At 42.9% G+C, this 15,379-nt stretch carries 9 protein-coding genes; all 9 read left to right on the forward strand.

Annotated features, from left to right (window positions below; translation table 11 throughout):
- The first annotated feature begins 5 nt into the window (after window positions 1-5).
- The 9 genes from BUC01_RS21430 to BUC01_RS21470 all read left to right on the forward strand — a co-directional run bounded on the left by BUC01_RS21430 (window position 6) and on the right by BUC01_RS21470 (window position 15,377).
- Window positions 6-566 carry an RNA polymerase sigma-70 factor gene (locus BUC01_RS21430; RefSeq protein ID WP_025833674.1) on the forward strand — a complete coding sequence of 187 codons (561 nt, stop codon included), beginning with the start codon at window positions 6-8 and terminating at the stop codon, window positions 564-566.
- 31 nt (window positions 567-597) lie between these two features.
- Window positions 598-1,602: a FecR family protein gene (locus tag BUC01_RS21435; protein ID WP_081795832.1), complete on the forward strand. Its 1,005-nt coding sequence runs from the start codon at window positions 598-600 to the stop codon at window positions 1,600-1,602.
- A 58-nt stretch (window positions 1,603-1,660) separates the two neighbouring features.
- Complete coding sequence (locus tag BUC01_RS21440; protein WP_073314845.1) at window positions 1,661-3,940, forward strand: GH92 family glycosyl hydrolase; 2,280 nt, start codon at window positions 1,661-1,663, stop codon at window positions 3,938-3,940.
- Window positions 3,941-4,131: 191 nt separating this feature from the next.
- Entirely contained in the window at window positions 4,132-7,461 is a 3,330-nt protein-coding gene (locus BUC01_RS21445) for a SusC/RagA family TonB-linked outer membrane protein (protein ID WP_073314847.1), read from the forward strand.
- Between the two features lie 13 nt (window positions 7,462-7,474).
- Window positions 7,475-9,097 (forward strand): SusD/RagB family nutrient-binding outer membrane lipoprotein, encoded by a 1,623-nt coding sequence (locus BUC01_RS21450; RefSeq protein ID WP_073314849.1) that lies wholly within the window; start codon window positions 7,475-7,477, stop codon window positions 9,095-9,097.
- 25 nt (window positions 9,098-9,122) lie between these two features.
- A complete protein-coding gene (locus BUC01_RS21455) occupies window positions 9,123-10,136 on the forward strand; it encodes a glycoside hydrolase family 18 (protein ID WP_073314851.1) in 1,014 nt (337 codons plus the stop codon).
- A 12-nt stretch (window positions 10,137-10,148) separates the two neighbouring features.
- Window positions 10,149-11,294 carry a DUF1735 and LamG domain-containing protein gene (locus BUC01_RS21460; protein WP_025833672.1) on the forward strand — a complete coding sequence of 382 codons (1,146 nt, stop codon included), beginning with the start codon at window positions 10,149-10,151 and terminating at the stop codon, window positions 11,292-11,294.
- A gap of 35 nt (window positions 11,295-11,329) precedes the next feature.
- Complete coding sequence (locus BUC01_RS21465; RefSeq protein ID WP_025833671.1) at window positions 11,330-13,288, forward strand: BT_3987 domain-containing protein; 1,959 nt, start codon at window positions 11,330-11,332, stop codon at window positions 13,286-13,288.
- A 133-nt stretch (window positions 13,289-13,421) separates the two neighbouring features.
- Window positions 13,422-15,377 carry a glycoside hydrolase family 97 protein gene (locus tag BUC01_RS21470; protein ID WP_243462622.1) on the forward strand — a complete coding sequence of 652 codons (1,956 nt, stop codon included), beginning with the start codon at window positions 13,422-13,424 and terminating at the stop codon, window positions 15,375-15,377.
- Window positions 15,378-15,379 lie beyond the last annotated feature (2 nt).

Consider the following 15,379-nt stretch of genomic DNA (forward strand, 5'->3'; position numbering starts at 1 on the left):
AGATTATGAGCGAAAATTTTGACCAGACTTATAAACTCCTTTTCCGTAAGTATTACGCCAATCTGCTTTTCTACGCTACACGCATTGTAGGCGAAGAAGAAGCGGAGGACGTAGTGCAGGATGTATTTGTAGAATTGTGGCGACGGAAAGATACAGTGACGGTGGGAGAGCAGATACAGGCATTCCTGTATCGGGCGGTGTATACCCGTGCTTTGAATGTACTGAAGCATCGGGATATTAAGAATAGTTACGAAGCTGTCGTGACGGAAATTCACAAAAAGAGGATTGAATTCTATCAGCCGGATAGCAATGACGTGGTGAAGCGGATAGAAGACCAGGAACTCAGGAAAAAACTCTCTGAGGCGATTAATGAATTGCCGGATAAGTGTAAGATGGTCTTTAAGCTCAGTTATCTGCATGATATGAAGAATAAGGATATTGCGGAAACGATGGGGATATCGTTGCGAACTGTGGAAGCTCATATGTATAAGGCTTTGAAGTTTTTGCGTGAAAGGTTGGGCTACATGAATTTCATGTTAGTTCTGTTTTTATTAGGTAGGGTATAAGTGTTTTTATCGAAACGGTTGTTTAATTAGTATGATGAAAGAAGGAATAAATAAGTTGGATGAGGAATTGATGGTCAAATTCCTTATGGGAGAATGTTCTGAAGAAGAACTCCATAAGGTAAATACATGGCTGGACGAATCAGGCGAGAACGCGCGTGAATTGTTCAGGATAGAGCAGATATATCATCTGGGAAGAAGTGAGGAATTCGCGGATGAGAAGAGGATAGAAAGAGCGGAGAAACAGTTGTTTAAACGCTTGAAACAAGAAGAGGCAAAGCGGTATAAGATGCGGAGAATGAACACCTGGATGCGGTATGCCGCTATGTTTATAGGCATCTTTTTCATTTCCGGTCTGAGTTACCATATTTATCAGTCGCAGAGTGAGACGGATGACCTGGTGGCTGTCACCGCTACGGATAAGGTGAAAGAACTGATGTTGCCCGATGGCACTAAAGTCTGGTTGAACAAGTATACTACTTTGAAGTATCCGCGTGAATTTTCCGAGAAGGGAAGGAATGTGTATATGGAAGGAGAAGCCTATTTTGAAGTGAAGAGAGATACGGAAAAACCTTTCATTGTGCGGAGTGAGGCAATGCAAGTCAGAGTACTGGGAACGGTCTTTAATCTGAAGAGTGACAAGGCTAACCCTTTGGCGGTAGCCACGCTGGTGAAGGGAGAGATTGAAGTAAAAGGCAACCATGATGAAGGAATGATTGTTCTGTCTCCGGGACAAAAGGCTGAACTGAATGGTATGACCCGTCGCTTGGTTGTGAAGCAAGTGGATACAGGTATTGAAAACTGGCATAATAATCAGTTTGTGTTTGAGAAGGCAGACATATTCACGATTGCCCGCACACTGGAAAGCTCTTATGGAGTGAAGATTATTCTGGCTCCTGATATGAACTCGACGAAGACGTATACCGGTGCACTGAAAAAGAAAAACACCGTGGAGGAAGTGCTGAATTCTGTTAAGAACGTAATACCTATTGAATATAAGATCGTGGGGAACAGTGTGTTCTTGTCTTCAAGGAAATAGATCGTTTTAAGACGGCATTATATATAAAACCTGACAACCCAATAATTATTGTAATATCATGAAGAACCTTTTTTTATCGATTTGCTTTTTGTGCTGCGCTCTTGGGGGGCAGGCTAAAGATTTTACGCAATACGTCAATCCATTGATGGGTACACAGTCTTCTTTTGAACTCTCCACGGGTAACACCTATCCGGCCATTGCGCGTCCTTGGGGAATGAACTTCTGGACTCCGCAGACGGGGAAAATGGGAGACGGCTGGCAATATGTGTATACCGCCAATAAAATCCGTGGTTTCAAGCAGACTCACCAGCCCAGTCCCTGGATAAACGATTACGGCCAGTTCTCCATCATGCCGGTAGTGGGCAAACCGGAGTTTGACGAAGACAAGCGTGCCAGCTGGTTCTCTCATAAGGGAGAAGTGGCATTACCCCACTATTATAAGGTATATCTGGCGGAACACGATGTAGTGACGGAGTTTACTCCCACCGAGCGTGCCGTCCTGTTCCGTTTCACTTTCCCCGAGAATGAACATTCGTATGTTGTGGTAGATGCTTTTGATAAAGGCTCCTACATTAAGATTATTCCCGAACAAAACAAAATCATCGGATACACTACCCGCAACAGTGGCGGCGTTCCTGATAACTTCAAAAACTATTTCGTCGTAGAATTCGACAAACCTTTCACTTATCAGGCTTCCGTTGCCGATGGCAATGTGCTTGAAAACCAACAAGAACAGACTGCCGGACATACGGGTGCAATCATCGGTTTCAAAACCCGCAAAGGAGAAATCGTACATGCCCGTGTAGCTTCTTCTTTTATCAGTTTTGAACAAGCTGACCGGAACCTCAAAGAACTGGGTAATGACAGTTTTGAGTCTTTGGTTCAGAAAGGGCAGGATGCCTGGAACCAGGTGTTGGGAAAAATAGAGGTGGACGGTGGTAACCTCGACCAGTATCGTACATTCTATTCTTGTCTGTACCGTTCCGTCCTGTTTCCCCGTTCTTTCTATGAGTTCGACGAAGCCGGTGCTCCCGTGCATTACAGCCCTTACAACGGGCAGGCTCTTCCTGGGTATATGTATACTGATACCGGTTTCTGGGATACTTTCCGTTGTCTGTTCCCCTTCCTTAACCTGATGTATCCGTCGGTGAACAAGCAGATTCAGGAAGGACTTATCAATACTTATAAGGAAAGTGGTTTCTTCCCCGAATGGGCTAGTCCGGGACATCGCGGTTGCATGATTGGCAATAACTCGGCTTCCGTGCTTGCCGACGCTTATCTGAAAGGTGTCAAAGTGGATGATGTAACCACTTTATATGAAGGTCTTATCCACGGGACTAAGAATGTGCATCCCGAAGTCTCTTCTACCGGTCGCCTCGGTCATGAGTATTATAATAAGCTGGGCTATGTTCCTTACGATGTGAAAATCAATGAAAATACTGCTCGTACGCTGGAGTATGCTTATGATGACTGGTGTATTTATCAGATGGCTAAAGCTCTGGACCGTCCGAAGAAAGAATTGAAACTCTTTGCTAACCGCGCCATGAACTATAAGAATGTATTCGACAAAGAAAGTCTGTTGATGCGTGGCCGCAATAAAGACGGTCAGTTCCAGTCTCCTTTCTCACCGTTGAAGTGGGGCGATGCCTTTACGGAAGGAAACAGTTGGCATTATTCCTGGTCCGTATTCCACGATCCGCAAGGATTGATTGACTTGATGGGGGGTGAAAAAGTGTTTATTGGAATGCTTGACTCTGTATTTACGGTTCCTCCCGTATTCGATGACAGTTACTATGGCCAGGTAATTCATGAAATACGCGAGATGACGGTGATGAACATGGGTAACTATGCTCATGGCAATCAGCCGATACAGCATATGATTTATATGTATAACTATGCCGGACAACCCTGGAAGGCACAATACTGGCTGCGCCAGGTGATGAACCGTATGTACACTCCCGGCCCCGACGGCTATTGCGGTGATGAAGATAACGGTCAGACTTCCGCCTGGTATGTATTCTCCGCATTGGGTTTCTATCCTGTTTGTCCGGGAACTGACGAATATGTTTTGGGAGCTCCTTTATTCAAGAAAGCTACCCTGCATTTTGAAAATGGTAATTCGTTGGTGATTGATGCTGCGAATAATAATTCTGAAAATATATATATCAACTCGCTCCGTCTGGATGGAAATGAGTATAGCAGGAATTATTTGAAGCATGGAGATCTGATAAAGGGTGGTGTCTTGAAATTTGATATGGGCAGCAAGCCTAATCTGCAAAGAGGAACACAGCCGGAAGATTATCCTTACTCTTTCTCCAATGAACTGAAAAAGAAGTAAGAGAAAACGTTAATAATGTGTTGAAGAAGGGGATAGCAAATAAAACTATCCCCTTCTTTCATTTTAAGGAAAAAAAATATCATTTTGTAGTAAGTGTATTTTGAGTGCCCGTTGTTTTATATACGTGAGTCGGAAGAAACGTTCTTCTGACGAATTAAAATTAACCAATGTGTAACCTTTAAACTTTGTTTATGAACAACAATCATGCTTTTCAAAGTTCGAAATTTCTGCGGACTTTATTAGTTTTGTTCTTCATGGCTGTATCAGTTCAGTGGACTTTCGCCCAGCTGAATTTGAACGTGTCCCGCACAACATTAGGGACGGTCATCGAACAGATTAAATCTCAATCTAAGTATCAATTTTTCTATGACGACAAACTTGCCACTGTGACGGTTGAAAGTGTCAAGGTGAAGAATGCATCTATTGAAGATGCTTTGAATGCTATTCTTAAAGGAAAAGACATTTCTTTTAAAGTAGAAGATAACATCGTTTATCTTTCTGAGAAATCGGCTGCACCGCAAGAGGGTAACCAACAAGGAAAAGAACGCACCATCACCGGAGTGGTATCTGATGATATGGGACCTCTGATTGGTGTGAATGTGCTGGTGAAAGGCACTACTGACGGCTGTATCACTGATATCGACGGTAACTTTACGCTGACTACTACTGTGGCGAATCCTGTGATTCAGTTCTCTTACATTGGCTACAAGTCACAGGAGATTGCAGCGAAAGGACAGGGAGCCATCAATGTTATGATGCAGACCGACTCACAGTTGATAGAAGAGGTGGTGGTAACGGCACTCGGTATCAAACGTGCGGAGAAAGCATTGAGTTATAATGTAACTCAGGTAGATGCAGAGACCGCTTTGGCGGTGAAAGACGCTAACTTTATCAACTCGTTGAATGGTAAGGTAGCTGGTTTGAACATTAATGCTTCTTCTTCGGGCGTTGGTGGTGCCAGTAAAGTTGTTATGCGTGGATCAAGAGGTATTGAACAGTCTTCTAATGCACTTTATGTTATTGATGGTATTCCTATGTATAGTTTAAGCTCTGCCGGTGGTAGTAGTGAATTCGACTCACAAGGAACTACTGAAGCTATTGCTGATATCAACCCGGATGATATAGAATCGATGTCTGTGTTATCTGGTGCTGCTGCTGCGGCTTTGTATGGTAGTAATGCATCCAATGGTGCTATTGTTATCACTACTAAGAAGGGTGCTGCAGGACGTGTATCTTTATCTGTGTCCAGTAACACAGAGGTGCTGAATCCTTTTGTGATGCCTAAGTTTCAGGATTGGTATGGTACGTCTGGTACTGATGGAAGTTGGGGTTCCCGTTTAAACTCAAGTAATCGTTATGGTTATAATCCCAAGGATGATTATTTCCAGACAGGTATTATCGGTACGGAAACAGTTTCACTTTCTACGGGTTCGGAACACAATCAAACCTACTTGTCGGCTGCTGCGGTTAACTCTCGTGGAATTGTGCCCAATAACAAATATGAACGTTACAATTTTACGTTCCGTAATACTACCCAGTTCTTGAACGATAAGATGAAATTGGATGTAGGTGCGCAGTATATTATGCAGAAAGACCGTAATATGACTAACCAAGGTATTTATGCAAATCCGGTAGCTTCAGCTTATTTGTTCCCACGTGGTAATGATTGGGAAGAATATAAAATGTTTGAACGGTATGATCCTGTTCGTAAATTATATACGCAATATTGGCCGCAAGGTGGTGGCTCATATCGTTTGCAAAATCCTTACTGGATTAATTACCGCAACTTGCGTGAAAACGATAAAGACCGTTATATGTTGAGTGCTTCTCTGTCTTATGATATCCTGGATTGGTTGAACGTAGCCGGGCGTGTACGTATTGACAATTCTATGAATACTTACACTCAGAAATATTATGCTTCAACAGAACCGACTATTGCCGAAGGTTCTGATAACGGTTATTATGGTGTGACTAATACGCGTGACAAGCAAGCGTATGCCGATTTTCTGATTAATATTAATAAACGTTTTGGTGAAGATTGGGGGGTGACCGCTAATATTGGTGCTTCCTACTCAGACACCCGTTCTGAAGCAATGGGAGTAAAAGGTCCTATTCCTGCTGATGGTTTGGCTAACTATTTCTCAATAACTCAGTTGGACAAACAGACTACCAAGCGTGAAGAAACTGGTTATCGTGAACAAACGCAGTCTATTTTTGCTTCTGCGGAAGTCGGCTATAAAAATGCTTACTATCTGACATTGACTGGACGTAATGACTGGCCTTCACAATTAGCAGGTCCCAAGTCAGTACAGAAGTCTTTCTTTTATCCTTCAGTGGGTGCTTCTGTTCTCTTATCTGAGATATTCACTTTACCGGAAAGTATTTCTTATCTTAAATTGCGTGCTTCATGGGCATCTGTAGGTTTGCCATTCAAACGTTTCCTGGCTTATCCTACTTTCGAATGGGATAGTTCTACAGGCGAGTATAGTACAAAATCTGCTTATCCTTTGTATGACTTGAAACCTGAACGTACCGATTCTTGGGAGGTAGGTCTTACGGCTCGTTTCTTAGGACACTTCAACTTGGATATTTCATTCTACAGTACCAAGACTTATAATCAGACTATGGATACACAGGAACTACCTACCGGAGGTTATAGCACTTTTTATGCACAGACTGGTAATGTGCGTAACCGTGGTGTCGAACTTTCTTTAGGTTATAAAAATACCTGGAATAAATTTACTTGGAACTCGAATTATACATTCAGTGCCAATAAGAATAAAATCCTTAGCTTGATTGACGGATATGTACATCCGGTGACTGGTGAGATTATTTCTAAGACACAATTGGATATGAAAGGATTGTCAAATGCTCACTTTATATTAAAAGAAGGTGGTTCTTTGGGTGATCTATATTCTATGTCTGATTTGAAGCGTGATGCGAACAATAATATCTATGTGGACGCCAACGGCTCTGTTAAGACTGAAAGTCAAAAAGATGGAATTAAGCTTGGCTCTGTATTTCCGAAAGCTAATATGGCATGGCGTAATGATTTTCAATATAAGAACTTTGGCTTGGGCTTTTTGCTGACAGCTCGTCTGGGTGGTATCGTTTACTCGGCCACACAAGCTACTCTTGATGCTAATGGTGTATCTGAAGCTTCAGCCCTGGCACGTGACAATGGTGGCGTGGTCATCAATGGTGGTGACGTAGTTGATGCGGAAAAGTGGTACACAGCGGTAGGTGGCGACAGTGGTATTCCGCAAATGTATACCTATAGTGCAACCAATTTACGTTTGCAAGAAGCATCCATTAGTTATACTATTCCCAGAGCGAAATTGAAGAATGTAATGGACATTACTCTCTCATTGGTAGGGCGCAATTTGTGGATGATTTATAGCAAGGCTCCTTTTGATCCGGAAGCTGTAGCTTCTACAAGTAATAACTATTATCAAGGAGTTGACTATTTCATGATGCCGAGTTTGCGTAGCGTGGGATTCAATTTGAAACTTAAATTCTAAAAGCTTGAAAAGTATGAAAATAAATAGTACAATAGCGAAATTCGTAGCTGCGGGAGCAATATTGTTCGGTAGCGTGGCTTGTACCGGAGATTATATAGATTATAATAAGAATCCTCATGAACCGAATTTGGATGAGATGCTGCCGGACGATTACTTGTTTAGTGCACTTTTACTGAATATGCAGGATGTGATGATGCCTGAACAGGAAAATTTCTCTCAGTATGTAGATTGTTTGATGCCAGGTGGATTTTCCGGTTATGTGGCAGATTCTAACTTAGGTACCGGCTGGTCGGGACGTTTTGCTACTTACAATCCGTCTGAGGCTTGGTTAAGAATACCTTTTGCTGACTTTTACGATAAGTTCTATCCAAATTACTTTCAGTTGAAAGACCAATGTGAGGATGAAGTATATCTTTCATTGGCAGAATTATATCGCATTTGCACTATGTTGCGAGTGACTGATACGTATGGACCAATTCCCTATTCTCAGGTGGGTGTGAACAATGCTTTGAAATCAGCCTACGATTCTCAGGAGCAGGTTTATAAGAAAATGTTTGAAGATTTGGATAGTATTATAGAAGTACTTACCACTTATTCTGCCCAGAATTTCAATTCCAGTGGCGATCGTATCTATGGTGGTAATACCAAGGCATGGGCAAAGTTTGCTAATTCTGTGAAACTTCGTATGGCTATGCGTATTGTATATGTCAATGAGAGTTTGGCAAAGCAAAAAGCTGAAGAAGCTGTTAATTCGGAAATTGGTGTAATGACTGCAAGCACGGATGGTGCTTATCATAAAGTTGTGGATCACAATCCATGGGAACGCTTTATGCCGAACTGGGGTGATGCTCGTATTTCTGCCGATTTGGTCTGCTACATGAATGGTTATGGTGATCCTCGTCGTGAAGTTTATTATGATAAGTCTACGTTTGCTACAAAAGGGGCTTATAAAGGTACGGAAGATTATGTCGGTCTGCGTCGTGGTATCAGACAGGGACAGTATAATGCATGGTCTCAAGGTTACTCTTGCATGAAGGTGACAGTGACTGATAATATGCTCATCTTCCCGACTTCAGAAGTCACTTTCTTGCGGGCAGAAGGTGCGCTCCGTGGGTGGAATATGGGCGGAACGGCTAAAGCCCTCTACGAAGAAGCTGTTAGTCTTTCTTTTGAAGAACGTGGTGTGTCCGGTGCTTCTACTTATCTGACTAATTCTACAGGATTACCAACTGTCTACAAAGATCCGTTGAAGGGAGAAGATGGACAGAAATATGATTACTCTGGTTCTACTAATTCTACGATAACTGTTGCTTGGGATGAAGCGGCAGATTTTGAAACGAAGTTGGAAAGAATCATCACTCAGAAATGGATTGCTATCTTTCCAAGCACTATGGAAGCATGGTCGGAATATCGTCGTACAGGATATCCTAAGTTGATGCCTGCGATGCACAATCTAAGTGATGGAGTAGTGGATGATGTAGAAGGTGCACGTCGTTTGCCTTATCCTGCTGATGAGTATCGTGAGAATGGCGAAAATCTGGATGCCGCTGTTTCTGCACTTACTAAGGAATCAAGTAATAAGAAAGGTGATACAATGGCAACCCGAATCTGGTGGGATTGTAAGCCTGCTAAATAATTACTCAAAATAATCATTGAATAGTATGAAAAGAAATAAAAGTAATAAGATATTTGGAGCGTTGCTTCCCATATTGACCATGGCTTTGTTGGTATCATGTACTGATGTTGAAAGTATCGATATCAATCGCCCGGGACTCGAAGAACAGAGTCCGGAACTTTATGCCAAATATTTGGAGAACTTGAATGCATATAAAAGTTCTGACGACCATAAGGTGGCATACGCTTGGTTTGACAATAGTGTAAAAGCACCTTACAGTCGTGCTCATCACATTTCGGATATTCCCGACAGCTTGGATGTTGTTTCGATGATGTATCCGGCGGATTTGGCTGAATTTGAGTTAGCGGATATGGCTACTGTACGTAGAAAAGGTACAAAAGTGGTTTTTACAATCAGTTTTGACCGCATACAGAAAGAATATACAGATAAAGTGAAAGAGGGGGTAGAGACAGGTACTTTTAGTGTTTATTTGAAGGCAGAAGTAGATAGGCTGATAAGTTATGAATCTTCTTTTGACGGTATAATTGCAGAATACAAAGGAAAAAATCCTATTTATATGTCTGCGGCTGATAAGGAAGAGGCCAAGGCGAATCAGGATATTTTTTGGGGAACTGTTATGGCCTGGAAACAAGCCAATACAAATAAGTTGTTAACTTTTCAGGGCTATCCGGAGAATCTGATAGGGCAATCTGTACTGTCAGAATGCCGTCATATCATTCTGGCAACGGATGACGTAGATGCTGTTGAGGAATTATCGGTAGTTGCACGTAAGGCTATGCTTTCGGCTGGTACCCCGACAGATCGTTTTGTTGTGGCGGTTTCGACTATCTCTATGGATGCTGCCGACACCAAAACTGGATTTTATGAAAAGGCAAGAGCTATTAAAGAAGCTGCTTATTGGATTACGGAACCCTCTGCTGACTATACCAGAGCTGGTATTGCGATATACAACATTCAGAATGATTATTATAATGCTGATGCTATATATCCATGTGTGAAAGAGGCTATTAATATTATGAATCCTTCTCCTCGTAAATAAAAGAATAATATTATGAAACTGAAAAATTTATATTTAGTATCAATAGCATTATTGGCTGGGATGTTTGCAGCTTGCAGCGATGATACTGAGAATTTCGATAACCGTGTGTATATAAGCACTTCTGTCAAGGCCAGCACTGTATTGCTGAAGACAGAAACAGCGGAAGGTCAATTCCAATTGGCTTTGGCTAAACCTGAAGAAAAAGATATAAACGTGTCTTTAAAGGCCGATATGTCTTTAGTTGAAATGTATAATGCCGTTTATTATGATAAGGCTCAGAGTCTGCCGGTGGAATACTATTCTTTAGAGAATACAGAACTTGTTATTCCGGCAGGTACTGTTACCTCGGAGGCTGTAATGGTAAAATTCAAGAATCTGTTAAGTTTGGATAGTGAACAGGTATATGTATTGCCCGTAACCATTGAACAGGCAGGCATTGATGTTTTACAAAGTGCACGTACCATGTATTATGTCTTGAAGGGTGCCGCATTGATAAATGTGGTGGGTAATATTACCAAAAATTCTATTCATGTAGATTGGAAGAGGCCGGAAGTGGCTAATAATCTGAGACAAATGACAGCTGAAGCACTGATTCGTGTCAGCAAGTTCGACAAGATGCTTACGACGATTATGGGCATTGAAGGAAAATTCCTGATACGTATTGGAGATGCCGGCATTCCGCAGAATCAGTTGCAGATTGCTAACCCGGATCACAACGTAACCTCTGCCGACCTGTCTATTCCTACGGGAGAGTGGGTACATATTGCTGTAACATATGATGCGGATGCCAAGAAGATGATAGTTTATATTAATGGTAAGAATAAACTGGAAGATACGGTAGATGCTGGTGCTGTAAACTGGGGGCAAACCATGACAGATGAAGGCAATGGTTTTTGGATTGGTCATTCTTATAACCGTGACCGTTGGTTGGAAGGTGAAATTTCAGAATGTCGCATCTGGAACAAGGTATTGACTGCGGACGAAATCAATGCTAAAAACCATTTTTATTTGGTGGAACCGGATTCGGAAGGACTGGTGGCTTACTGGAAGTTTGATGAAGGAACAGGTCAGACAGTTACTGATTATACAGGTAACGGAAATAATGGGATAGCTCTAGACCCGATTTCCTGGGTTGAAGTGGCATTGCCTGAGAAATAAATCATTTTCTTTAAATAAAAAAACAGATGCTTATTATGAAATATCTGAATAATATAAAATTAAGTTTGGTGGCTGCCGTATTTGTATGCACCGGAACAGTCTTTACTGGCTGTGAAGATGATCTTACAATAAGTGGGTCTACTGACAAGTTAGAGACTGTGGACGGTGTATATGGCTATGTAAGGTCTGCAGCCGGAGCGCGTGAACTCACTCCAATTACTCTATTTGGAGATAAAGCGGGAACAGGACATCTTTTCTTTGAGCTGACTAAGGTAGCAGAGCAGGATGTTGCGGTGACTTTCAAAATAGACAAAGATGCTTTGGAAGCATATAATGAGGCCAATAATACATCTTACGAAATGTATCCGGTTGATAAATTGAGTTTAGCTAATGGTGGTAAGATTACAGTGAAGGCCGGTGAAAAGAAGTCTGCTTCGATGGAATTGAATATCAGTGCGGGAGGCACGATAGGTACAACTTACGCTGTAGCTATTTCAGCTACAGCAGACGGTGGTGCAACTGTTTCTACCAACAATCAGACATACATTTATTTGGTAAAGCCACAACCTACATATCCTGTGCGTGGAACTGCTCGTGATGTTAAAACACTTTGTTTTGTAGAGGTGAATAATGAAAATATTCTGAACTGCGGTGAATATACGATGGCTAAGGATGGGACTCCTTTCTTTGATGTAGTCAGCATTTTTGCCGCTAATATCAACGTGGATAGTAAAACGGGACGTGCGCATATATTTTGTAATGATCAAGTTTCTTTCTTGTTGAAGAATGCTGATCAGATTATTCGTCCTTTGCAGGCAAAAGGTATTAAGGTGAATATGACTATACTGGGCAATCACGATGAATCCGGTATGAGTAGTTTATCTAAGGAAGCTGCCGAAGATTTTGCTAAGGAATTGAAAGCTTATGCTGATATTTATGGTTTGGATGGTTTCGATTTTGACGATGAGTATTCAAATTATTCGGAGAATCCAAGTCCGGGGTTTGAAGAGCGTTCCAGTGCAAATTATTGCCGCCTGATGTATGAGTGCCGTAAGATTATGCCTGACAAATTATTAGGTATTTATGAATATCTGCTATATGATGCTCCTAACGGTTCTGTGGAGGGCAAAAGTGCAGGTGAATTGGTGGATTATATGTGCTATGGAACTTATCAGAGATATGCGAAAGGGCGTGAGGAAAACTTTGCAGGGCTACCTAAGTCTAAGTATGGTCCTTATTCATTGAAGATTAACAAAGAATATACTGGTGGTTGGGATAACTTTAATCAAGAAACTATTCAGGATTTGAAAGATGCCGGATATGGTTTGCAGGTGTTCTATAATCCTGAACCTGGAATTTTTAGTTACGACCATTACTTCACAGCAGTATCTAAAGTGCTGTATGATGACGAAGTAGAGTGGACTGGTAAGTATTATGAAAGAACCGGTTTCAGTACCATTAACGCTACGAGGGCTATTTACGAATCCTATCTGGGTGAATGGTCAGTTACTTCCAGCAATTCTTTGTATGTATATGTAGATGAAGAGAATAATCCACGTTGGTGGGATTGGGGTGGTTCGCAAAAGTTCAACATCCGTATTGAGGAAAAGGAAGCAGGAAAGAGTTATTATGTATATGGCTGGGGTACTTATCCTGAAATTACCAATAAATATCCGTTGGTAATGGAGTACAATGATTATGACGGGTTTATCTATATCTCTTGTCCGCAAACAATTCATGAAGCAGACGAAGCGGATCCCATCACATGGGAAATGCGTTTGGGAACATATGGAAAGGTAAATGTCTGGAGTTTCTATGATTATACGAACCCGATCAGCGGATACGTCACTGTAGGCGGAACAGTTATTAATATGACCGGACCTGGCAACCGCTGGGGTATTGATCCATGTCATGATGTGGATGGAACATTTGTTCCGCCCCATATGGATGTGAAATATCATATTACAGAAAATTACACATTGGTGAAGAACTGATAAGATTAGTGTTTAACCTTTGTCAATACGAGCCTTGTCTTGACCTCAGGATGAGGCTCGTAATATAATCAGCAGCATGAAACAGCATCTTATATCATTAGTCCTATTTTTCTCTTTTCTGTTGAGCGGTTGTATGCCTCTCAAACAGGCAGAGGTCACTTCTCCCGATGGGCACATCCGTTTAGCCTTTGCTTTGGACGGTAATAATAGCATGACTTATCAAGTCAGTGTAGGAGACACCGTCTTCATCACCCCTTCTTTATTAGGTTTCACAGCCAAGGACGGAGTGAATCTTGCCGAAGGTTTCAAGGTCATAAACACCGACTTCACCACCCATGACGAAACCTGGACCCAACCTTGGGGAGAAAACAAAACCATCCGCAACCATTACAACGAAATGGTTGTTCACTTGTCCGATGCGGCAAACACGAAACTGACTTTGCGTTTCCGCATTTTCGATGATGGATTAGGATTTCGCTATGAATATGAAGTTCCCGGAGCTGACAGTATTCTGGTGACAGACGAACTGACTGCGTTCAATATAGCACAGGATGGCACTTCGTGGTCCATACCTGCCAATTCAGAAACATACGAATTGCTATATCGTACACAGCCTGTCAGTCAGATAGACAATGCCAATACTCCCATGACCTTCAAGACAGGCGGCCTGTACGCCAGCATCCACGAAGCCGCGTTGACGGACTTCCCCGAAATGACACTGAAGAATACCGGAGGTTGCCACTTCAAAGCCGAACTGGCTCCCTGGCCCGACGGCATAAAAGCCCGCATAGCCGGAGGAAGTTTCAAAACTCCCTGGCGCACCTTGCAGATTGCCTCGAAAGCAGTGGGACTGATTAACTCAGGACTCATCCTCAACCTGAACGAACCGTGTGCACTGGAAACCACGGACTGGATACGTCCGATGAAATATGTGGGCATCTGGTGGGGAATGCATCTGGGCGTGGAAAGCTGGGTGATCAACGACCGTCACGGCGCTACCACCGGGAATGCCAAACGATATATCGACTTTGCCGCCGCCAACAACATAGAAGCAGTGATGTACGAAGGCTGGAATGAAGGTTGGGAAAACTGGGGCGGAACGCAGACATTCGACTACACGAAGCCGTATGCTGATTTCGATATAAAAGAGATAGCCCGCTACGCCCGTGAAAAAGGCGTTGAGATCATCGGACACCATGAAACCGGCGGCAACATCCTCAACTACGAGAAGCAGCTGGATAAAGCCTACAAATGGTATGCCGACCTGGGCGTCCATAGCGTGAAGACCGGTTATGCCGGCGGACTCCCCAACGGACACAATCATCATGGGCAATACAACGTGCTCCATTACCGCAAAGTAGTGGAAACCGCCGCTAAATATCATACTACGCTCGACGTGCACGAACCTATCAAAGATACGGGCATCCGTCGCACCTATCCCAACATGATGACCCGTGAGGGCGCCCGTGGCATGGAATGGAATGCCTGGAGTGAAGGTAATCCGCCCGAGCATCACGTGATGCTGCCTTTCACCCGTTTGCTGGCAGGTCCTATGGATTATACGCCCGGCATATTCGACATCATGTACGAGCGGGCCAAGAAGTCCCCACACCGCAAGCAGTGGAATATGAAAGACAGCAAAGACTGCCGCATCAACACCACACTGGCAAAGCAGATAGCTAATTGGGTGATACTTTATTCCCCCTTGCAGATGGCGGCGGACATGATCGAGAACTACGAAGGACATCCCGCTTTCCAGTTCTTCCGCGATTTTGATGCCGACTGTGACTGGTCGGAAGCGCTGGCAGGCGAACCGGGAGAGTTTGTGGTCATTGTCCGTAAGGCAAAAGATAAATACTTCCTGGGAGCCGCAACAAACGAAGAAGCGCGTAGAGTGGATGTTAAGTTAGACTTTCTGGAAAAGGGCAGGGTATATCGTGCCTTGATCTATGCCGATGGAGAGGGAGCCGACTGGGAACTTAATCCTACGGCTTATGAAATCATTGAGAAACTGGTGACTGCCGATGACACCCTGACAGTCTCTATGGCAAGAGGCGGCGGACAAGCCATCAGCTTTATGCCTGCCTGACA

It is taken from the genome of Bacteroides stercorirosoris, assembly GCF_900142015.1.
GTDB classification, from domain to species: domain Bacteria; phylum Bacteroidota; class Bacteroidia; order Bacteroidales; family Bacteroidaceae; genus Bacteroides; species Bacteroides stercorirosoris.